The organism is Thermalbibacter longus, assembly GCF_023806485.1.
Lineage (GTDB): Bacteria > Chloroflexota > Chloroflexia > Thermomicrobiales > Thermomicrobiaceae > Thermalbibacter > Thermalbibacter longus.
This window is the reverse complement of sequence record NZ_JAMSLR010000001.1, coordinates 115,305-135,430: the sequence shown is the minus strand read 5'-3', so window position 1 is coordinate 135,430 and position 20,126 is coordinate 115,305. Positions and strand designations below refer to the sequence as shown.

At 68.1% G+C, this 20,126-nt stretch carries 20 protein-coding genes and 1 pseudogene; 9 read left to right on the top strand and 12 right to left on the bottom strand.

Annotation, left to right across the window (positions count from 1 at the left end; genetic code table 11):
* Window positions 1-84: 84 nt before the first annotated feature.
* A complete protein-coding gene (locus NET02_RS00605) occupies window positions 85-858 on the bottom strand; it encodes a class I SAM-dependent methyltransferase (protein WP_284055424.1) in 774 nt (257 codons plus the stop codon).
* Window positions 859-940: 82 nt separating this feature from the next.
* Here NET02_RS00605 and smpB point away from each other — a divergent pair, with 82 nt between their 5' ends.
* Window positions 941-1,426 carry an SsrA-binding protein SmpB gene (smpB, locus tag NET02_RS00600; RefSeq protein ID WP_284055423.1) on the top strand — a complete coding sequence of 162 codons (486 nt, stop codon included), beginning with the start codon at window positions 941-943 and terminating at the stop codon, window positions 1,424-1,426.
* A gap of 214 nt (window positions 1,427-1,640) precedes the next feature.
* Here the strand turns inward: smpB and NET02_RS16540 are convergent.
* Window positions 1,641-1,874 (bottom strand): annotated as a pseudogene (locus tag NET02_RS16540) (muconolactone Delta-isomerase family protein); the annotation flags it as partial.
* A 161-nt stretch (window positions 1,875-2,035) separates the two neighbouring features.
* Here NET02_RS16540 and NET02_RS00595 point away from each other — a divergent pair.
* The 3 genes from NET02_RS00595 to NET02_RS00585 all read left to right on the top strand — a co-directional run bounded on the left by NET02_RS00595 (window position 2,036) and on the right by NET02_RS00585 (window position 4,918).
* The gene (locus NET02_RS00595) at window positions 2,036-2,884 is read left to right on the top strand and encodes a M55 family metallopeptidase (protein WP_284055422.1); all 849 of its coding nucleotides are present in this window, start codon (window positions 2,036-2,038) and stop codon (window positions 2,882-2,884) included.
* 39 nt (window positions 2,885-2,923) lie between these two features.
* A complete protein-coding gene (locus NET02_RS00590; protein WP_347710989.1) occupies window positions 2,924-3,979 on the top strand; it encodes a tartrate dehydrogenase in 1,056 nt (351 codons plus the stop codon).
* A gap of 330 nt (window positions 3,980-4,309) precedes the next feature.
* The gene (locus NET02_RS00585; RefSeq protein WP_284055420.1) at window positions 4,310-4,918 is read left to right on the top strand and encodes a DedA family protein; all 609 of its coding nucleotides are present in this window, start codon (window positions 4,310-4,312) and stop codon (window positions 4,916-4,918) included.
* 9 nt (window positions 4,919-4,927) lie between these two features.
* On the opposite strand, the gene hpaD is transcribed toward NET02_RS00585, so the two are convergent.
* The 8 genes from hpaD to NET02_RS00545 all read right to left on the bottom strand — a co-directional run bounded on the left by hpaD (window position 4,928) and on the right by NET02_RS00545 (window position 13,154).
* Complete coding sequence (gene hpaD / locus NET02_RS00580; protein ID WP_284055419.1) at window positions 4,928-5,932, bottom strand: 3,4-dihydroxyphenylacetate 2,3-dioxygenase; 1,005 nt, start codon at window positions 5,930-5,932, stop codon at window positions 4,928-4,930.
* 86 nt (window positions 5,933-6,018) lie between these two features.
* Window positions 6,019-6,618, bottom strand: coding sequence for a flavin reductase family protein (locus NET02_RS00575; RefSeq protein ID WP_284055418.1), 600 nt, complete (start codon window positions 6,616-6,618; stop codon window positions 6,019-6,021).
* A 14-nt stretch (window positions 6,619-6,632) separates the two neighbouring features.
* The gene (gene hpaB / locus NET02_RS00570) at window positions 6,633-8,126 is read right to left on the bottom strand and encodes a 4-hydroxyphenylacetate 3-monooxygenase, oxygenase component (RefSeq protein ID WP_284055417.1); all 1,494 of its coding nucleotides are present in this window, start codon (window positions 8,124-8,126) and stop codon (window positions 6,633-6,635) included.
* 66 nt (window positions 8,127-8,192) lie between these two features.
* Window positions 8,193-9,731 carry a 5-carboxymethyl-2-hydroxymuconate semialdehyde dehydrogenase gene (gene hpaE / locus NET02_RS00565; protein ID WP_284055416.1) on the bottom strand — a complete coding sequence of 513 codons (1,539 nt, stop codon included), beginning with the start codon at window positions 9,729-9,731 and terminating at the stop codon, window positions 8,193-8,195.
* Window positions 9,731-10,492, bottom strand: coding sequence for a fumarylacetoacetate hydrolase family protein (locus NET02_RS00560; protein WP_284055415.1), 762 nt, complete (start codon window positions 10,490-10,492; stop codon window positions 9,731-9,733). The genes hpaE and NET02_RS00560 overlap by 1 nt, the downstream gene beginning before the upstream one ends.
* A complete protein-coding gene (gene hpaI / locus NET02_RS00555; RefSeq protein ID WP_284055414.1) occupies window positions 10,492-11,415 on the bottom strand; it encodes a 2,4-dihydroxyhept-2-ene-1,7-dioic acid aldolase in 924 nt (307 codons plus the stop codon). The genes NET02_RS00560 and hpaI overlap by 1 nt, the downstream gene beginning before the upstream one ends.
* A 16-nt stretch (window positions 11,416-11,431) precedes the next feature.
* On the bottom strand, window positions 11,432-12,412 hold the full coding sequence (locus tag NET02_RS00550; RefSeq protein ID WP_284055413.1) for an amidohydrolase family protein: 981 nt from the start codon (window positions 12,410-12,412) through the stop codon (window positions 11,432-11,434).
* Window positions 12,413-12,446: 34 nt separating this feature from the next.
* Window positions 12,447-13,154: a GntR family transcriptional regulator gene (locus NET02_RS00545; RefSeq protein WP_284055412.1), complete on the bottom strand. Its 708-nt coding sequence runs from the start codon at window positions 13,152-13,154 to the stop codon at window positions 12,447-12,449.
* A 477-nt stretch (window positions 13,155-13,631) separates the two neighbouring features.
* Here NET02_RS00545 and NET02_RS00540 point away from each other — a divergent pair, with 477 nt between their 5' ends.
* From NET02_RS00540 to NET02_RS00530, 3 genes are all read left to right on the top strand, one after another.
* The gene (locus NET02_RS00540; protein ID WP_284055411.1) at window positions 13,632-15,293 is read left to right on the top strand and encodes a TolB-like translocation protein; all 1,662 of its coding nucleotides are present in this window, start codon (window positions 13,632-13,634) and stop codon (window positions 15,291-15,293) included.
* A 299-nt stretch (window positions 15,294-15,592) separates the two neighbouring features.
* Complete coding sequence (locus tag NET02_RS00535) at window positions 15,593-16,180, top strand: RNA polymerase sigma factor (protein WP_284055410.1); 588 nt, start codon at window positions 15,593-15,595, stop codon at window positions 16,178-16,180.
* Window positions 16,173-17,060, top strand: a complete 888-nt coding sequence (locus tag NET02_RS00530) for a hypothetical protein (protein ID WP_284055409.1) — start codon at window positions 16,173-16,175, stop codon at window positions 17,058-17,060. The genes NET02_RS00535 and NET02_RS00530 overlap by 8 nt, the downstream gene beginning before the upstream one ends.
* A 48-nt stretch (window positions 17,061-17,108) precedes the next feature.
* Here NET02_RS00530 and NET02_RS00525 read toward each other — a convergent pair whose 3' ends face one another.
* Window positions 17,109-17,849: a hypothetical protein gene (locus tag NET02_RS00525; protein ID WP_284055408.1), complete on the bottom strand. Its 741-nt coding sequence runs from the start codon at window positions 17,847-17,849 to the stop codon at window positions 17,109-17,111.
* Window positions 17,850-18,175: 326 nt separating this feature from the next.
* Entirely contained in the window at window positions 18,176-18,352 is a 177-nt protein-coding gene (locus tag NET02_RS00520; protein WP_284055407.1) for a hypothetical protein, read from the bottom strand.
* A gap of 158 nt (window positions 18,353-18,510) precedes the next feature.
* Here NET02_RS00520 and queF point away from each other — a divergent pair, with 158 nt between their 5' ends.
* Together queF and NET02_RS00510 are read left to right on the top strand one after the other, a co-directional pair.
* Window positions 18,511-18,930 (top strand): preQ(1) synthase, encoded by a 420-nt coding sequence (gene queF / locus NET02_RS00515; protein WP_284055406.1) that lies wholly within the window; start codon window positions 18,511-18,513, stop codon window positions 18,928-18,930.
* A 92-nt stretch (window positions 18,931-19,022) separates the two neighbouring features.
* Window positions 19,023-20,120, top strand: coding sequence for a DSD1 family PLP-dependent enzyme (locus NET02_RS00510; RefSeq protein ID WP_284055405.1), 1,098 nt, complete (start codon window positions 19,023-19,025; stop codon window positions 20,118-20,120).
* The last annotated feature ends 6 nt before the right edge of the window (window positions 20,121-20,126 follow it).

Below are 20,126 nucleotides of genomic sequence, written 5' to 3'. Positions count from 1 at the left end.
CAGCCCTCCGCAGCCTTCCCTTCCGCCGTTGAACCCGACAGCCGCGTTCCGGCAACGATGTGCCAGTATAGCATCCTGGCTCGCTCAAGCTCGCACAGCCACCACGAGCATCAGCGGGCTCTCGTCCTCGAGCGGGTCGAGCTGGTACGAGCCGTAGATCGCCTCGATCCGGAAGCCGGCCCCCTCGAGCAGCAGCTCCAGCTCGAAGCGGTGGACGTAGCGCAGCACGTAAGTGACTGCGTCGCGGGTGAGCGTGCCGTCGGGACGGCGGCGGTCGTAGAAGAGCCAGGTCTCGATCGTCTGCTCGGCCGGCGAGACGCGGCGCGCCGAGAAGCGGTCGAGCAGGCTACCGTCGGGAAGCGCCCACGAAGCGTCGTGGAGCAGGTGCCCCTCCCAGCCCTCGAGCTGAGCCGGGGTGGGATGGAGCACGTCGAGCAGCAGCAGCCCGCCGGGCCGGAGCACCCGGTGGATCTGCTCGAGCGCCGTCACCTGGGCCGCGCGATCCAGCAGGTGCAGGAACCCGTTGACAGCCAGAACGACCAGGCTGTAGTGGCGCTCCGGGAGCTCAGAGAGATCGGTGACATCAGCCTGGCGCAGCCGGACATGGCTGAGGCCATGCCGGTTCAGCCGCTCGGCCGCCCGAGCCAGCATGGCCGCCGAGCGATCGACGCCTTCGACCTCGAAGCCCGCCCGCGCCAGCGGCAGCAGCAGGCGTCCGGTGCCGCAGCCGAGCTCGAGCACCGGCGTGCCCGCGCGCTGGGCGAAGGCGAGGTACAGGTCGACGTCCTCAGTGAAGGCGTCGAACTCGAGGTCGTAGTATTCGGCGATCACGTCGTACGGGTCGCGCACCTGCCCCATGCCGAGGATTGTAACTGGCCGCGAGCGCTGATGCAGGCGGTGACCGTTGCTGCCGGGATCTGTCCCGGGGTACGCTTGTGCTATGAGCAGGACGCAGCACGCGCCGCGGGCCGGCGATGAGAAGGTCATCACGGTCAACCGCAAGGCGTACCACGATTACCATATCGAAGAAGAGCTGGAAGCCGGTATCCAGCTCACCGGCTCGGAGATCAAGTCCATCCGGGCGGGCCGCGTCAACCTGCGCGACGCGTACGCCCGCATCGAGGACGGCGAGCTCTGGCTGGTCGGGGCGCATATCTCGCCGTACCAGCAGGCGAGCGGCCGGGCACAGCACGACCCGACTCGGCCCCGCAAGCTCCTCGTGCACAAGAAGGAACTCGACTACCTGCGGAGCAAGACTGAAGCCAAAGGCTACACCCTCGTCCCGCTCCGCCTAGCCATCCGCCACGGCCTGGCCAAAGTCGATCTCGGGATTGCCCGCGGCAAGAAGCTGTACGACAAGCGCGAGGCGATCGCCGAGCGCGACGCGCGGCGCGAGATCGAGCGCGCCCTGCGGACGCGATCCTAGCCGCCCGGCCTTCGTCCACGCTCGCTCCTAAGTGGAGCGGGCTACTTCCTCGGCTGAGGTGTCCTCGTTTCGCGTCACCTCTCCGGCGGCCGAGCGGGTCGATCGGCTGACCCGTCAGCTTACCAGGCGATGAGCCGCTCACCGCCTTGCGCTGGCCGGCCGCAAAATGCTCGTATGGGCGAACCTGCAGTACCTCCCAGGACACCGACGGGCCCATCTCCCGCATGATGGGCAGGCTCGCGATGGCCTGGTCGATCGCGTCGCCGCCGGGCAGGTCGAGGATTCCGACCACGACGCGCTGCCCGGCGACCTTGCAGAGCCCTTTGATGACGCCGGTCTCCATCGCCTCGAGGGAAGCCCGGGCCTCGCGATCCCAGATCTCGTAGAGCGTCCTGCCCGGCATGTCGGCCAGAGGGGTCACAGTTGCACGGGCGAAGAAGAGCGCCATGGCAGCCGCTTGGTTCGCTGGTTCGCGACGAGCCTCATCCAGCACGTAGCGACTGGCTCGTCGTGCCGGAGTTCGGTTGACGCTCGAACACGCGCCACTGGCTCGACCGCGACTGAGGCGCGAGAATGGAGGTGGCGCGCAGGGATGAAGGGAGGCGCAGCGTGAACGTGTATGTCTCGGTCGATATGGAGGGGATCAGCGGCATCGTCCACGGCGAGATGATGATGCCGGGCGAGCGCGAGTACGACCGCGGTCGCCGGCTGATGACCAGCGACGCCAACGCGGCGGTCGAAGGACTGGTGAAGGCCGGCGCCAGCTTCGTCCTGGTCAACGACTCGCACGGCCCGATGCGCAACCTGCTGATCGAAGACCTCCACCCCGCGGCCCACCTGATCTCCGGCAGCGGTGACGCCAAGGAGTACTGCCAGCTCGAAGGGGCGGACAGCCGGCCGTTCGACGCCGCGGTCTTCATCGGATACCACGCCATGGCGCGCACGCCCGGCGCGATCCACCCGCACACCATCGCTGGCGCGGCGGTCGCCGAGCTGCGGCTCAATGGCCGTCCCCACGGCGAGACCGGCCTCAACGCCGCCGTGCTCGGGTCGTTCGGCATCCCGGTGGTGCTGGTTACCGGCGACAGCGCCACCTGCGCCGAGGCCCGCGCCTTCCTGGGCGACCAGATCGAGACCGTTGCGGTCAAGGAGGCCTGTGGCCGTAACGCGGCCATCTGCCGCCCACCGTCGGCCACTCGACCGGAGATCACCGAGGCCGCCGCGCGGGCACTCCGCCGCGCCGCGGACATCCAGCCCTATCGCCCAGAGCGTCCCTGGCGGCTGGAGGTCGACTTCCTGACCATGCAGCAGTGCGACCGCGCCGCCCGTATAACAGGAGTCGAGCGCACCGGCCCGGTGACGATCGCGATCCCTGGCGACGACCCGTGGCAGCAGTACCGGGTGCTGTGGGCTGCCATCCGCGCCGCGCTCTACGAGCCGGCGAGCTGGCTAGGCTAGCGCCGGCGAATCGGCGCGGGAGCGAAAGGGATGGATGCCGTGAAGCGATACCGGATCGCGGTGATCCCTGGCGACGGCGTGGGCAAAGAGGTCATCCCAGCGGGCCAGAGAGTGCTGGAAGCCGCTGTCGCCGGCCACGCCGAGCTTGCGTGGACAGTCCTGCCTTGGGGCTCGGATTACTACCGGCAGACGGGCGCCATGATGCCGCCCGATGGTCTGGAGATCCTCCGGGGCTTCGACGCCATCTATCTCGGGGCGGTCGGCGATCCGCCGCACGTGCCCGACCACGTCACGCTCTGGGGCTTGCTCCTGCCCATCCGCAAAGCCTTCGATCTCTACGTCAACGTCCGTCCGATCAAGCTGCTGCCCGGCCTCCAAGGCCCGCTGCGCAACAAGGGGCCAGAGCACATCGATATGGTGTTCGTGCGCGAGAACACCGAGGGGGAGTACGCCGGAGCCGGCGGGCGTGTCCACGTCGGCACGCCGCACGAGGTAGCGCTGGAGACCGCGGTCTTCTCCCGCTTCAACGTGGAGCGGGTAGTACGCTACACCTTCGAGCTGGCCCGCACCCGGCGCAAGCGCCTGACCAGCATCACGAAGTCCAACGCGCAGCAGCACGCCATGGTCTTCTGGGACGCCGTGGTAGCCGAGGTGGCCCGGGATTACCCGGATGTGGAGGTCACCTCGCTCCTGGTCGATGCTGCGGCCGCCTTGATGGTGCGCGCGCCCGAGCGGTTCGACGTCGCCGTGGGCAGCAACCTGTTCGCCGACATCCTCACCGACCTCGGCGGCGCGCTCATGGGCAGCTTGGGTCTGCCGCCCAGCGCCAACCTGGCCTATAACCCGCGCCTCCCCTCCCTGTTCGAGCCGGTACACGGCTCAGCACCGGACATCGCTGGGCGCGGGCTCGCCAACCCGATCGCCACCGTCTGGGCCGGCGCGATGATGCTCGACCACCTGGGGGAGACCGAAGCCGCCAACCGGATCATGACGGCCATCGAGGCGCTCACGGCCGAGGGCAACGTGCTCACCCCAGATCTGGGAGGCACCGCGACCACCGACCAGGTCGCCGGGCGCATCATCGAGCTGCTCTGACGGCTCCGCCCAGGCGGCTGGGAGGCTGCGGGCAAAGGAAGCGCGTCCTCGCGGGCGCGCACCCCCTGGCTCGGCCTGCAGGCGCGAGTCCGCCCCGTCCGGGCGTGCTTCCTCCGGGCCCGGTGACCCTGACCTGCTCAGACTCCAGCGAGCTGCCCTCGGATCGATCGACCCTCCTCGAAGGGAAACGGGTATCCTTCGCGCGGCCTGATCCGCCTGCCCGGAGGGCGAGACGGCAGCCGCGGCTTCAGCCGCCGCGGCGCACTCCGGTATCCGACTGCCCGGTCGTCGCTGGAGGCAGCGTTTGGACGTGGGAGAAGGCGAAGCACGGTGAGCGATTGGGTACTAGAAATTCTGGTCGCGCTGGGTTACCTCGGTCTCGCCATCCTCCTCGTCATCGAGAACGTCTTTCCGCCGATCCCGTCTGAAGCAGTGCTCCCGCTAGCCGGCTTTCTAGCGAGCCGGGGCTATATGAGCCTCTGGGGAGCGATCATCGCAGCCACGATTGGCTCCTGTGCTGGAGCCTTGATCCTCTACTCGCTCGGCCGGTGGGGCGGCCGCACGCTGGTGCTCCGCTACGGTCACATCCTGCGCATCGACGCGTCATTGCTGGCCCGCGCCGAGGGGTGGTTCGCCCGCTGGGGCGATTGGGTCGTGCTGGGCGCGCGAGTAGTCCCAATAGCTCGCAGCGTCGTGTCCGTCCCGGCCGGCACAATGCGCATGTCACCTATCCGCTTTACCGTCCTTACTGCGGCCGGCAGCGGCGTGTGGAACACCATGCTGATCGGAGCAGGATGGCTGCTCGGAGAGAACTGGGAACGGGTCAGCCGCTGGATCGAGACCTACTCCGACCTGGCCGTCCTGCTCCTCCTGGCAGCCCTCGGCTTTGGGCTCTACCTGCTCGCGCGTCGTCGCCGGGAGCGCCAGTGCGAGCTGTGAGGCTCACCCTCAATGACCGACGTGAGCCGGCCGGTCGGCGAGCTCCGGCTGCCGAACTTCCATGAGGCCCACGCCGTCGAAGGTCTCGACGAGCGACGCCTCGTCGAACCAACTCTTCGGCGCCGCGTGCCCCCAGTACGTCTGGCGCTTGGGGTCGTTCAGCGCCCAGCGGATCGGCTCGAAGTCGGGATCCGGGATCAGGTAGTCGCAGGTATACAGCTCGATGCGGTTGCCGTCAGGATCGCGCAGGTAGAGGAACATCGCGTTGGAGATGCCGTGCCGACCCGGCCCGCGCTCGATCGTCCCTTCGAAACCGGCCGCGGACAGGATATCGGCGGCGCGCAGGACACAACCCGGCTCCGGTAGCCAGAAGCCCACATGGTGCAGCCGCGGCCCTACCCCAGTCATGAGTGCCACGTCGTGCACGTTCTGCTTCCGGTGGAGCCAAGTGGCCCAGAGCCGTGGCGGCTCGTCCTCGGTCTCGGTGTACTCCGAGACCATGAACCCGAGCGTGCCCACATACCAGTCCTGCCCGGCCTTGACGTCAGGCGTGTGGAGGTTGACATGGTCGATCCGCATGACCTGCGCGCCGCGGTAAAGATGGAAGCGTTGGAGCCACCGCTCGACTCGCTCCACCTGATGATAGAACTCGACCGGAAAGCCTAGGGGGTCTTGTATGCGCAGCGCCCGCCCCTGGCCCCGTTCCTCGCCCGGCCCCAGCCAGCGGGCTGGCAGGCCACGGTCGCGCGCCAGCCTCGCCAGCTCCTCCAGGTCTTCCTCTCCGGCTACCCGATACGCGATGTGCCCCAGGCCTGGAGAGGGCGCCTGGCGCAAGACCAGGCTGTGATGCTCCCACTCTTCCAGCCCGCGCAGGTAGACGCAGCTCCCGTCGCGCTCGGTCTCGACGAAGCCGAGCAGGTCCACGTAGAAGGCGCGCGCCCGCTCCAGATCCGTCACCCGCAGCTCGACGTGCCCGGTCTTCAGCACGTTGAAGGGAAGCTGCTGGCGAGGCACTGGGTATCTCCTCTCCTCCCGCTCGCTCATGGCGATGCCTCACCTGCTCAAGTAGCCTGCCGCGAGCGACTGCCACCCGAGGGGCATCACCCCCAGTCGAGCGGCGGCTCCGGCTCGCCAGCCTCGTCGTAGTAGAGCGCCGCGCCGACGCTGGTGAGCAGGTCGGGCGCCTCCCGCGGCGGCGTCTCCTCGAGCGCGGCCAGTCGCCGGTAGCGCCCGCGGTAGTAGAGCAGCGGCTCGGCCTCGCTTGCGCCCTCGGCCAGCGCCACCACGCGCCCGATCACCACCCAATGGTCGCCGGCATCGACGATCTGCTCCACCCGGCAGCCGACCGCCGCCAGGCTCCCGCGCAGTCGCGGGCCGCCCTGCCACGGCTCGAAGTGGATCTCCGGCGGTGGACCGTCGTACGCCTGCCCGGCGAAGTGACGAGCGACTCGCTCCTGCTCGCGTGTCAGGAAGTTGAGCGCGAAACTCCCGGCCTCGCGCAGGAGCGGCACCAGGCGAGCCTGCTTGCCCACGCAGACGAGCACCAGCAGGGGATCGAGCGAGACCGAGGTGATCGCGTTCGCCGTCATCCCGTGCATGCGGGTCCCAGCCTGCGCCGTGACCAGCCCCACGCCCGTGGCGAAGAGGCCCATGACCCGCCGGAAGCTCGTCGCGTCCAGGCTCAGTTCAGCGAAGCCCACGCCGTACCCCGTCCTCACTCGCCGTCGGCGACCGGCGAGGTCGCCGTCTCCTGCTGCTCCACCTGGTCGAGGAACGCTTGGATACGCTCCTTGTACGGCTCCTTCGGGTAGCTCGTGTAGAGCGCGCCTGCCATCCGCACCGGGTCTCCGAAGAAGAAGCGCTCGTAGAGCACTTGACGCGCGCCGAAGGCGCTCAGCGAGGCATCCCAGGCCAAACGGAAGAGCTTGACGCGATTGTAGGCATCCACGTTCCGCCCCTGCAGGTAGCGATCGATGAGCGGGCCGATCGGCCCGTGGATGTCGGCCTCGGTCGGCAACGCCATCAGCCCGCTGGCCCCGAGTTGCTGGATGATCTCGATCATCCGCGGGTAGAGCCGCGGGAAGAGGTTGCGCGCCGCGTTGAGCGGGGCCCACGCCGGCGTCATCACTCCCCAGCGGTCGACGGCCGCGTCAGCCTCGGCAGCCCGCAGGAAGGCGCGCATCGTCTCCAGGGTCATGATCAGCTCGGCCAGCTTCTCCTGGACGTGCTGGAACCCGTCGATACCGATCCGATCGGCGATCGAGGTGGCGATGCCGAAGATGAACTCCGTCTTGGCCACGTTCTTGACCACCACCTGGTGCGCCATGTGGACGACCGCGTTGGTCTCGGCGAAGACGCCGTTACAGAGCTGGACGTCCTGGTAGAGGAAGACCCGCTCCCAGGGAACCAGCACGTCGTCGAAGACGACCACCGCGTCCATCTCCTCGAAGCGCGAGCCGAGCGGGTGGTCGAAGTGGGAACGCCCGTAGTCGAAGCTCTCCCGACAGAGGAACTTCAGCCCTGGGGTGTCGCAGGGGATCGCGAACGCAAACGAGTAGGGCGCGTCCTCCTCCGTGCCCTTGAGCACGGTCGACGGGAACACCTCGATCTCGTCAGCGATCGGCCCGAGCGTCGCGAGCATCCGCGCGCCGCGGACGACGATGCCGGCATCGGTCTCCTTCACCACGCGCGCGACGATATACGGATCGGCCTGCCTCGCCGGGCCAGCCGAGCGGTTGACCTGCGGCGTGATCAAGGTGTGCGTTAGGCAGAGGTCGTGCTCTCGCACGTACTCGTAGTACCGCTTGATGTTGTCGCCGAAGCGCGGGTCGTTGCGGGCGAAGTAGTCGCTGGCGGCGGCCATGGCCGCCAAGCCAGCGTTGAGATAGTCCGGCGAGCGCCCGATGAAGCCGCCGGAATAGTCGGCCCAGCGCTTCATCATGCCGCTCCGCCGCCGGAGGTCGTCCTGCGAGCGCGGCTGGATAAACGAGAGTCCCACTCGCTCCCCGCTCGACGGCGATACGAAGGTCATGGCGTCGCGCAGCGACGGGTCATGTTGCATGTCGTAGAGTGCGGCGACGCTGCGCGTGATGTTCTTGAAGGCCGGATGCTCGGTAATGTCGCCGAGTACCCGCTCGCCGTGGATCCACACCTCCCGCGGGCGTTCCCTGAGCCCCCGGAGGTACTCCGCTCCGGTGCGAGCGCCCATAGCCTCCTCCAATCGCTGCGAGCCGGATCGCGATTCCAATTGTATGTCCTAGCCGCTACGCTCCGGCTACGAGCCGGCGCCCATCTTCGGGATCCGGTGCCGGCCGAGCGCGACGTGGATCGTCTTCACCTCCGTATAGAACTCGAACGAGTAGTGACCGCCCTCGCGCCCGATGCCGCTCTCCTTCATCCCGCCGAAGGGGGTACGCAGGTCGCGCACGTTCTGGGAGTTGACCCAGACCATGCCGGATTCGATGGCCGGCGCCAGGCGAGCCGCCCGGGTGACGTCGGACGTCCAGAGGTAGGCGGCCAGCCCGTAACGCACGCCGTTGGCGATCCGCAGCGCTTCCTCCTCGTCGGCGAACGGGATGACGGTGAGCACAGGGCCGAAGATCTCCTCCTGGGCGATGCGCATCTCTGGCCGGGCATCGACGAAGAGCGTCGGCAGCAGGTAGTTGCCGCGGGCCAGCGCCGGGCCATCGGGCCGGCGCCCGCCGGCCGCCAGCCGGGCGCCCTCGCGTTGCCCGACATCCAGATAGCCCATCACCCGCTCGAGGTGCCGCTTGTGGATCAGCGGGCCGACCTCGGTCGCCGGGTCGAGCGGGTCACCGACCCGGATCGCGTGCACGCGCTCGATCAGCCGGGCCACGAAGCCGTCGTAGATCGAGCGCTCGAGGAGCAACCGCGAGCCGGCGGTGCAGCGCTCGCCGTTGAGCGAGAAGACCCCGAAGACGGTCGCGTCGAGCGCCCGCTCGAGGTCGGCGTCGGCGAAGACGATCACCGGCGACTTCCCGCCCAGCTCCATCGAGAAGCGCTTGAGAGTATCGGCGCCGACGCGCATCAGCCGCTTGCCGGTCGTGGTCTCGCCGGTGAAGGAGACCAGATTGACGCCCGGGTGCGCCGCCAGTGCCTCGCCGACCGTCTCGCCGGAGCCGTAGACCAGGTTGAAGACGCCGGGCGGCAGGTCGGCCTCCTGGATGATCTCGGCCAGCTTGTAGGCCGAGAGCGGCGACCAGCTCGCCGGCTTGAGCACGCAGGTGTTGCCGGCAGCGAGGCACGGTGCCACCTTCCAGGTCTCCAGCATAAAGGGCGTGTTCCACGGCGTGATCAGCGCGGCCACGCCGACCGGCCGGCGCACGGTGTAGTTGAGGAACAGGTCGTCCACTGGGTACGTCTCGCCGGTGATCCGGGTGGCCATCTCGGCGAAGAAGTCGAAGTTGTCGGCGGCGCGCAGGACTTGGGCCTCGCGGATCTGCTTGATCGGGATACCGGTGTCGGTGCTCTCCAGAACCGCGATCTCGTCAGCCCGCGCGCGGATCAGGTCGGCGATCCGGCGCAGCGCCCGAGCCCGCTCGGCCGCCGGCAGGCGAGGCCAGGGCCCCTCGTCGAAGGCGCGGCGGGCGGCGGCGACCGCCAGCTCCACGCCTTCCGGCCCGGCGCTGTACACCGCTGCGATCGGGTCGTTGGTCGCCGGGTCGAGCGACTCGAAGGTCTGGCCGCTCGGCCCCTCGGTGAAGGCACCGTCGATGAAGTTCCTGACCGTGCGGACCGCCGCCAGGGATTGCTCGCGCAGTTCGGCGTACTGGACAGAGCTGGCCGTCGTCATCAGGTTCCGCCTCCTTCCAGCTCGTTCTCGGCGACGATGGGGTTCTCGAGCGCGCCGACGCCCTCGACCTCCACCCGCAGCACGTCGCCCGGCCGGACGAAGGAGATCCCCTCCGGGGTGCCGGTCATGATCACGTCGTCCGGCTCCAGGGTCATGAACGAGCTGACGTACTCGATGATCTCCGCTACCTTGTGGATCAGGTGCGAGGTGTGGCCACGCTGGCGCAGCTCGCCGTTGACGTAGGCGCGCAGCTCCAGGTTGTCCGGATCGAGGTCTTCCCTCTCGACCAGCCAGGGCCCGAGCGGGCCGAAGGTGTCGAACCCCTTGGCCTTGACCGGCGGGCGGAAGTAGTTGGTGATGAAGTCGCGCGCGGTTACGTCGTTGGCGACCGTATAGCCACGGACGACGCTGAAGGCGTCGGCCGCGCGCACCTTGCGGCAGCGCCGGCCGATCACGACAGCCAGCTCGACCTCGTAGTGCAGCCGCTCGACCCCAGTCGGGTATACGATGGGCGCGCGGTGGCCGATCAACGAGGTCAGCGGCTTGAAGAACAGTACCGGGTCTGGCGGAACCTCCAGCCCGAGCTCCCGGGCATGGTCGGCGTAGTTCAGCACCAGGCCGAGCACCTTGGTCGGCTCGACCGGTGGGAGCCAAATCACCGCGTCGAAGCGGTGGACCCGCCCGCTCTCGTCGACCAGCCGGTCTTCGACGACCTGGCCGGTGTGCAGTCGCCCGTCGGCGATGAAGCGTGCCGTGCGCATCAGCCGGCTCCGTTCCCGGCGGCCGGCGCCGCGGCCGGGATCAGGCCGTAGCGCTCGGCGACGGCCCGCAGCTTCCGCTGGTTTTCCTCCGAGGGTAGCACCAGCGGCAGGCGCAGCTCGGGCTGGATCTTCCCCATCAGGCTCAACACGTACTTGACCGGTCCGGGATTCGTCTCCAGGAACAGGGCCTCGTTCATCGCCAGCATCTCGTAGTGGAGATCACGGGCCTCCAGCCACTTGCCGGCGACGACGAGGTTGTAGAGCTCGGCAGACTGGCGCGGCAGCACGTTGCCGGTCGCGCTGATATAGCCGGCGCCGCCGAGCGCCAGCAGCGGGAAGCAGAGCGCCTCGATGCCGGAGTAGACCAGGAAGTCGCGCCCGCAGCGGTCGAACAGCCGGCTGACCTGCTCGAAGTCCTTGTTCGCCTCCTTGACGCCGATCACGTTGCGCCGCTCGCGCGCCACGAGGGCCACCGTCTCCGGCTCCATGTTGACGGCGGTGCGCCCGGGGATGTTGTAGATGATGATCGGGATCGAGACCTGGTCGGCCAGCGCGGTGAAGTACCGGTAGAGCCCCTCCTGCGTGGGCCGGTTGTAGTAGGGCACGATCACCAGCGCCGCATCAGCGCCGGCGCGCTCAGCGAAGCGGGTGAGACGCAGCGTCTCGTCGAAGTTGTTGGTGCCGGTGCCGGCGATCACTGGCACGCGCCCGCGCGCGGCCCTGACCGCCGTCTCGATGATGTACTCTCGCTCCTCCAGAGAGAGCGCCGAGGGTTCACCGGTAGAGCCGGTCACCGAGATCCCGTGGCTGCCGCTCTCGATCTGCCACTCGATCAGGTCGCGGAACGCCGGCTCGTCGAACTGGCCGTCTTTGAACGGCGTCACCAGCGGAACCAGCGACCCGCGCAGTTCTCTCCTCGCCATACCACCTCTCCTTACCCTATGCTGTCAGACCGAACAGCTCGGCGGCCGTCCCGCCGAGAATCCGCTCGCGCGACTGGGCCGGCACGGTCGCCTCGACGCTCCGAACGGCGCTCCCCACGTCGCCGATGACGTGCGGGTAATCGGAGCCGAAGACGATGCGATCCGGCCCTACCGTCTCCAGCGCGCAGCGGAGGGCCGGCTCGTGGAACGAGACCGTGTCGAGGTAGAGCCGCCGGATGTACTCGCTCGGCGGACGGGGAATGCCCTGGCAGTCCGGGTAACTGCGGTAGCCGATGTCCAGCCGGCCGGCGAGGTAGGGGATCGTCGCCCCCAGGTGCCCCACGAGCACCCGAACCCTCGGGAAGCGCTCGAAGAAGCCGGAGAAGATCAGGCGCGCCACCGCCAGCGTGGTGTCCATCATGAAGCCGACCAGCGGCGCCAGCGCGTAGTCGGCCATGACCTCGACGCCGGCCGGCACCATCGGATGGATGAACATGACGGTGCCCCGTCGATTCACCTCCTCGTAGAAGGGTGCGAACTCCGGCGCGTCGATCGGCCGGCCGTCGATATTGGCGCCCACCAGCACGCCGATCATGCCCAGCTCGTCCAGGCAGCGCTCGAGTTCCCGAGCAGCCGCATCGGCTCCAGCCGTCAACGGAACGCTCGCCAGCGCTCGGAAGCGGTCTGGATATTGCTGGACGACCCCCGCCAGGTAGTCGTTGCACCGCCGAGCCAGATCGATGCAGGGCTGTCCCTGGAGGAAGTAGACCTGCGGCGTCGTCACCGAGACGATCTGCACATCGATCCCCGAGGCGTCCATCTCCTCGACGCGCTGGGCCGGATCGTGCATCTGCGGCGTGGTCGTCAGGAAGCGAGCGCCCTTTTCACGGACGACGATGTGCCCGGCATCGTCCTGGTAACACTCGTACCGGCCGGAGGCGACGAGCGCTTCCAGGAACTCCGGCGGCTGCACGTGCGTGTGCACGTCGATGCGCATCCAACGAGTCCTTTCCCCTGTCACGATCTCCGGCTCACCCGGTCAACTCGATCTCCAGGGAAGCAGGGGCTCCCCCTCCTGCACTCATCTTCACCAGCTCCTCCCTATGGCTCACCCAGGCTTGGAAGGCTCGGGCCGTCGCCAGCTTGTGCTCTCGGACGACCCGCTCGATCTCCTCAGCTGGGGCGCGCCGCTCGATCAAGTCGGTGATCCGCCGGTGATCTTCGAGGGAGGTCCGGGCGCGACCAGGGAGGAGCACGAAGATGGAGTGGCGCATCGAGTCGAGCCGCGCCCAGGCGTTCTCGATCTGAGCGACCAGGTACCGGTTGGGACAGTGGGCGTAGATCGCCTCGTGATAGGCCCGGTTCAGCGCGCTGTACCGCAGCATGTCGCCAGCCTCGACCGCGCGCTGCATCTCCTCCTCGAATGCTCGCAGGGGAGCGAGATCGCGCGGGCTCATGCGCGGCGCAGCCAGCGCGGTGGCATGCCCTTCCAGCACAGCTAGCGTGGACAGGACATCGACGTACTGCCGCTCATCGATCGTGACGACCCGTGCCCCAGCGTTCCTGGTGTACGCGATCAGGCCCTCGGCTTCGAGTCGCCGGATAGCCTCCCGGACGGGGATGGCACTGCAGCCGAGCTCGCGAGCCAGCTCGTCGATGACGATCCGGTAGCCAGGGCCGTATACCCCTTCGAGGATCCGCTGGCGGATCGTCTGGTAGGCCAGCTCCTGCTTGCTCATCTACTCCGCCTAGCTCAGGTCACGACGGATACAGGCACAGCATATAGGAAATCGCATATGATTACAAGCTTTGCAGCACCACCGAGCTGAGCCAGCGCCCAGATATACCCGCCAGATACCAGCGTTCCTACCAGGCGGCAGGCCTACCGGGAACCGCGCTTGAGGACTTTCGTCCCTACCACTCTCCGGGAAGATGGACTAGGCTTGGAGAGGCATTCGGGGGAGGGGACGAGGATGGCTTCCTACCCGCCGCTCAAGCAGCTCCGTCCCGCGTCGTCACCGAGATCGCGCCTGCCTGCCTCCGGCGATCCTCGGAAGCGCCATCGCTCGCAATACCGGACCGGGGCCACCCGGCCCTCGCCTGCGCCGGCGCAACTGGCCGTCGGCACACCCGTTGCAAATGACAGACCACGTAGCCAGCGTCCACTCTGGCTCGGCTGGTTCACCCTGCGAGGCCACCTCAGCTCGATCGGCCTGGTGCTCGTGCTTGCTCTCAGCCTGGCTACCAGCGCGATCGACCACGCCACGGCCGGGCAGGAGCCAACGCTCTTCCTGACCGTTCCTGGTCAGGACGCCGCGCCGGTGACCGACGGGCGCTTCGTCGCCTGGCTCGTCGCGGGAGAGAACGACCCGCTCCACCGCGACGTGTACGCGGCGTCCCTCGCCGACCGCCAGCCCCGGCCCCTTTCGACCGGGCCGGCCAAGCGGGCCGGACTGGACCTCAGCGACGGCGTTGCCGTCTGGAGCGAGGGCGAGCTCTGCGAGTCCTGCCCCTCCGACATTGTCGGCATCCGGATCGAGACCGGCGAGCACCTCGCCATCGCCACCACTGGAGCTGACGAGACGGCGCCGGCCATCTGGGGCCGCTGGGTCGCCTGGTTGAGCGACGATGGGCAGCGCCAGCGGCTAATGCTGCGAGACCTGAACACCAATCTGGCGCCGGAGACGCTGGCTCAAGCCGACGCTGCCGGGAACCAGGTGATCGGACCGCCGCGCGTCCAGAGCGGGCTGGTTGTGTGGTTGGAGGCGACTTCAGAGTCGGCGAGCGGCGAAGAGGCGTGGGACTGGCGTCTGCTCGCGCGCCGCGTGGCAGCCGACGAAGAGCCGATGGTGGTCGCCGAGGGCGAATCGACTCCGTATCTTCCGGAATACGCTGTGGGCGGCGAGACGGTCGTCTACACCGCAGGCCAGGAGTTACACGCCGTCGATATCAAGACGGGCCAGGCCCGGGCGCTCGCCAGCTCGGTAACCGACGAATTCCCACCGACCACCGATGGCCAGTACGTCTTCTGGGGACGAGTCTCGCCCGATCAGCCCGACCAGGTCGATATCTTGGGATTCGACCTCGCCGCGATCAGCCTGTTCAACGTCACGATCAACACCGGGACGAATCGCGTTCCGATCGCCAAAGAAGGCACGCTGGCCTGGCAGCGCGCGGTCGGGGAGGTCGTCGAGATCCACGTCGCCAGGATCGCCGACGTGTTGCCCTCGGCTCCGCGCCCCGATCCAGGAACCAGTAGCGAGGAGTGGGTGTACTTCCCCCAGACCGGCCACTACCTAGCAAACGGGTTCTTCGCGTTTTGGAAGCGACACGGCGGGCTGGAACTCTTCGGATACCCGCTGACCGAAGAGTTCAGCGAGTGGGATCCCGACAGCGGGAAGCTCCGCACCGTGCAGTACTTCGAGCGAGCCCGGCTGGCTTACTACCCCGAGCACGCCGGTACCACGCTGGAGGTGCAGCTCGGGCGAATCGGCGTCGAAGAGGCAGCCACCTGGGGCTTCCTCGAAAGCAGGGCATTCCAAGCGTTCCTGGCCGACTCGCGGGATGACCCATCGTGCGTGTTCTTCCCGGAGACTGGCCACCATGTGTGCGGGATCTTCCTGGCGTTTTGGCAAAACCACGGGCTGGATCTCGGCGATCCGGGCGTCTCGAAGCGCGAGTCGCTCGCCCTCTTCGGTTACCCGATCAGCGAGGTGTTCACCGATCCAGCCTCCGGGCTCACGGTGCAGTACTTCGAGCGCGCGCGCTTCGAGTGGCACCCGGACGATAAAGACCAATACCGGGTGCTGCTCGGCCGCATCGGCGTGACGCTGCTCGCGGAGCACGGCTGGCGAGGCCAGGCTCAGCCAGCACCCTAGGCGCCGGCACTCGAGCTGACACAAAAGCGCTGCTGCTCCCGCGATCGCAGTTCAGCGCATGGATCTCCAGCCTCTCTCGATCACTGCCTCAGTGCCGAGCTGGGTCCATAGTCCATCGATACGCGCACGTTGCGACATGCCCCCACCGTTTGGATCGCTCCCCGCGTGTGATGGACAATCAGCGGTGCAGGCGAGCCGCCATGTCTCGTGGGACAGGCCACGGGAACCGCGCGGCTCTGGACGTTGTAGTACAGACGGCAGCGGCGAATCGCCGTTTGTCCCTGCAAGAGGGCCGGCCCGTGGACGATCGCGACCTCGTCCTCAAGGCGAGGCAGGGTGATGTTGATGCGTATGCTGAACTGGTACGGCGCTATTCGGAGATCGCCTTCCGCACCGCCTATCTGATCACGCGCGATGCTCCCGAGGCAGAGGACGCGGCGCAGGAGGCCTTCGTGAAGGCGTACTACGCTCTCGACCGCTTTCGAACTGGCGCGCCATTCCGGCCCTGGCTGCTCCGGATCGTCGCCAACGAGGCACGCAACCGGCGCATGCGGATGAGCCGGCAAGTCTCCCTACAGCTACGGGTCGCGGCCAGCAACCAGGAAGCTGGCACGATTCTCCCCTCGCCGGAGGCCGTGGCACTGGGACGCGATCAACGACAGGCTCTCCTCGAAGCGCTCGAGACCCTGCGCGAGGAAGACCGCCTGGTGATCATCTACCGGTATTTCCTGGAGTTGTCGGAGGCTGAGATCGCCGAAGCGCTCGGCTGTGCCCGTGGCACGGTGAAGTCCCGCCTGTCGCGAGCGCTTGGCCGGCTACGGGACCGGCTTGCACCCGAGGCGCGGCCCGAACCGCGCGGCGAGCTGAGGAGCAGCGACGATGACTGAGGGACGATGGCCCGTGCGCGACGAGGACCTGGAAGCCGCGCTCGCCCGCCTGCGAGAGGAACTCGACCTCCCACCGGCACCTGACCTCAGCGGGCCGGTGCGGCAGCGCCTGCTCACAGGCCAGCAGCCGTCCCGCTCCCGGTGGAGCACCCTGCTGACCCCGAGAAGCCGGCTTGCTGCTGCGCTTCTGGCCTGCGCGCTGCTCGCTGCGCTGGTAATCGGTCTCTGGCCGGCAGCACGCTCGGCTGTCGCTGAGTGGTTCGGCCTGCCGGGGATCGAGATCCGCTTCGTTGCCTCGCCGACGCCCGCTACCGCTACGAGCCCGGCCCAAGGGCAGGGGACGCCGCCAGCTCTGGTCGCGACCGCCACGGTTCCGGCCACGGCGGTGACAGCCGAGCCCAGGTCGTCCCTCTCGCTCGGCACCGAGATGTCACTCGATGAGGCGCAACAGCGCGTCCCCTTCCGCATCCTGCTTCCTGCCGCGCTCGGCACGCCGGACGCGGTCTACCTCGACGAGGGCCGTCCAGCTCCGGTAGTGACGCTAGTCTACCGGCCGCGCCCACCCGAAATCCCGGCCAGCGAGGTGACCGGCGTCGGGCTACTGATCATGCAGTTCCAGGGCTCGCCGAACGAGCCGGTCTTCGCGAAAGGGATGGGACCGGAGAGCGTCATCGAGCCGGTCACCGTGCGCAATGGGCCGGGCTACTGGATCACTGGCGGGCCGCACATGCTGATCGTGCGAACGCCGGGTGGCGAGTGGCAGGATCAGCCCAGGCTAGCCGGCAACACCTTGCTCTGGGTGCATCGCGACCTGACATTGCGCCTGGAGGGAGATATCTCGAAGGAGACCGCGCTCCTGATCGCCGAATCGATGGAGTGAGGCGAGTGGGCGCTGATGCACGCTTTTCCGATGCACCCAGCCTCGGGCTCACTCGGCGTTCTTCGGTGGCACAGTCTCCGGCGACGCGGTAGGGGGCGGCACCGCCGCCTGGCGCATGGCCTCGGCCCGCTGGCGGTAGAGGGAGAACCGTTCCGAGGGGCTCGTATCTTGCCGGCGCATGATCAGCCAGACAACGATCCTCGCTACCGGCACGGCGAGCGCCCAGACGAACAGCCACGCCGCGAGGACGAGCGAGCCGATCAGCGCGTACAGCCCCACGGCCCAGTAGAGCGTTCCGGCGATATCGATGAGCCGCGCGCCTTCCAGTCTCCCCTCGGCCATCCGCAGGAGCACATCGATGCGCTGGCGGATGGGATCGAGGAAGTACAGGTAGGCCCGCGCGGGGAGCAGCAGCGCCAGAGGGAGGAGCAGGCCGCCGCGGTTGTACGCGTAGACGAGCGCCGACCCGCCGGCCGAGATCGCGAGCAGCACCAGCGTGATGAGGCGGAAGGGCCACGGCGTCGGCGCGCTCTCGTAGGGGTCGCTCATCCAGCGCTCGTCCGCCGGCAGGAAAAGACCGAGCAGTTGCCGCCAGTTATCGAACGCTGCCACCCAGAGCAGGAGCAGCAGGGTGGCCGCGACGGCGGCGCGGCCGACCAGCGACCAGCGGCGCGAAGGCAGCCGGACCAGGTCCAGCACCACGGCACGCTGCCAGTGCCCCCACGCGGCGAGGACGAGCAGTAGCACGAGCGTGATCGGGTAGTCGCTACTGAGGAACCGGTAGAGCATCGCCGGCTGTCCTTCGGCCCTGTGATCGGCGCATCAAGTGTATTCCCCCAGATCCCCCCAGCTCTCGACCATCCCCCTCCCGTGGGCTGGGAAGCCGCTAAGTGGGGACGGGTCGCCACCTAGCCCCTATCGGATCGCCACGCTAGCACCGGATCGGGGCTGCACCGATCGACACCCGGGCCCGCTGGAGCGACAGCATCGACCACGTCCTCCGCGGCGTACTGGCCCTAGGCATCGAGCGGGCACCATGCGGAGGAGCGCGCTAGGGACAGATCCAGGACGCCCGGCGAAGCGCCATGGCCTGCGCTGCGGTACCTCCATCCGCCTTAACGGAACCAGGGGCTCACCTCCACTGGCAGCGAGCCCTGCCCAGGGTTGTGGAGCATCCAGACGATGGCGGCCACCCAGATCGCCAGCCCGAGGAGCGCCAGCACCAGCGTCGTCAGGACGATTCGTCGTCCTCGCGGTGTCAGCGGTTCCGGTTCCAGACCGATGAAGCCCACGCCAACCTCCTTCGCTTCCGGCGGCATTGTACCGCAGGGACACGCCGCAGGACCGGTCTGCAGCGCGACGAGCGCGCCGAGCAGGAGCGGGCTGGCCGCCCGGTATACTTATCGGCATAACGACGCAGCGAAGACCGAGAACGAATCCGGAGGTCACGATGCCGACACAGCCGAGCAAGACGCTAGAGACGATCCCCAACCCCAAGCCCGAGCGAGACTACGAGATCGAGATCTCGACCGACGAGTTTACCTGCGTGTGCCCGAAGACCGGACAACCCGACTTCGCCACGATCACGATTCGCTACGTGCCTGACCAGCTCTGTGTCGAGCTGAAGTCGCTCAAGCTCTATCTCTGGTCGTACCGAAACGAGGGGCACTTCCACGAGGCGGTCACCAACCAGATTCTCGACGACCTTGTGGCGGCCCTCCAGCCGCGCCGGATGACCGTGATCGCCGACTTCAACATCCGGGGCGGGCTGCACACGGTGGTGACCGCCAGCTATGAGGGTGCGCCGGAAGCGCGCGAGCAGGTAGCGGCAGCGGACAGAGGGGCAGGCGCGAGGCACGTTCAGCCTTAAAGATCGGTCTCGATGGGCCCGTTCTGGCGGTTGTCCCGGTCTGCGGTTAGGATCGAGCGGGAAGGCTCGTGGCTGTGGAGGAGGGCGGTGCGATGTCGCTGATCGGTAAGCCGCTGGAGGCAGTGGACACTCCGGCGCTGGTCATCGATGCCGGCGCCTTGGAGCGCAACATCGCCCGCATGGCCTCCTACTTCCGCGGCAGCCGAGCGGTGCTCCGTCCTCATGCCAAAACGCACAAGTCTCCCCAGATCGCTCACATGCAGCTCGAAGCCGGGGCGGTCGGCATCACCTGCGCCAAGCTCGGCGAAGCGGAGATCCTGGCCCAGGCGGGGATCCGCGACCTGCTGGTCGCCAACCAGGTGGTAGGAGAGCAGAAGATTGCCCGGCTGGTGCGGCTGGCTCGCTACGCGCGGGTCACCGTGTGCGTAGACGACGCAACCAACACCGAGCAGATCTCGGCGGCGGCGCAGGCAGCCGGTACGAGTCTCGGGATTCTGGTCGAGGTAGACATCGGCATGCGACGTTGCGGCGTCGAGCCGGGCGAGCCGGCGCTGGCGCTCGCTCGGCGCGTCGTCGAGCTGCCTGGCCTGGTGTTCCGGGGACTCCAGGGGTACGAGGGTCACCTGGTGACGGTGAAGGAGCGCGCTGAGCGCGAGCGGCGCGTGCGCGAGGCGCTGGCGCCACTGATCGAGACGCGGCGGCTGATCGAGAGCGCTGGCATCCCGGTGGAGCTCGTGAGCGGTGGGGGCACCGGCACATACGATATTACCAGCCAGATCGAGGGGTTCGACGAGATCCAAGCCGGTAGCTACGTCTTCATGGATGCGACCTACCGCGCAGTCGAGGGGCCGGGCAACGTTTTCGAGCCGGCGATCTTCCTCTGGTCGACGATCGTCAGCCGCCCGGCACCCGACCGGGCAGTGGCCGACATCGGGCTGAAGACCGCCACTCCGGAGCTCGGCCTGCCTGTGGCCGACGGCATCGCTGGTGTCACCGTGCTGGGGCTCTCGGAAGAGCACGCGAAGCTTCGGCTGGAGGGAGAGGCGCGCAGCCTGCGCCCCGGCGACAGATTGCGCTTCTTGCCAGGGCACGTGTGCACCACGGTCAACCTGCACGACCGCTACATCGTCGTGCGCGACGGGATGGTGGAAGCGATCTGGCCGGTAGCCGCGCGCGGCCGCTCGCAGTGAGCGCGC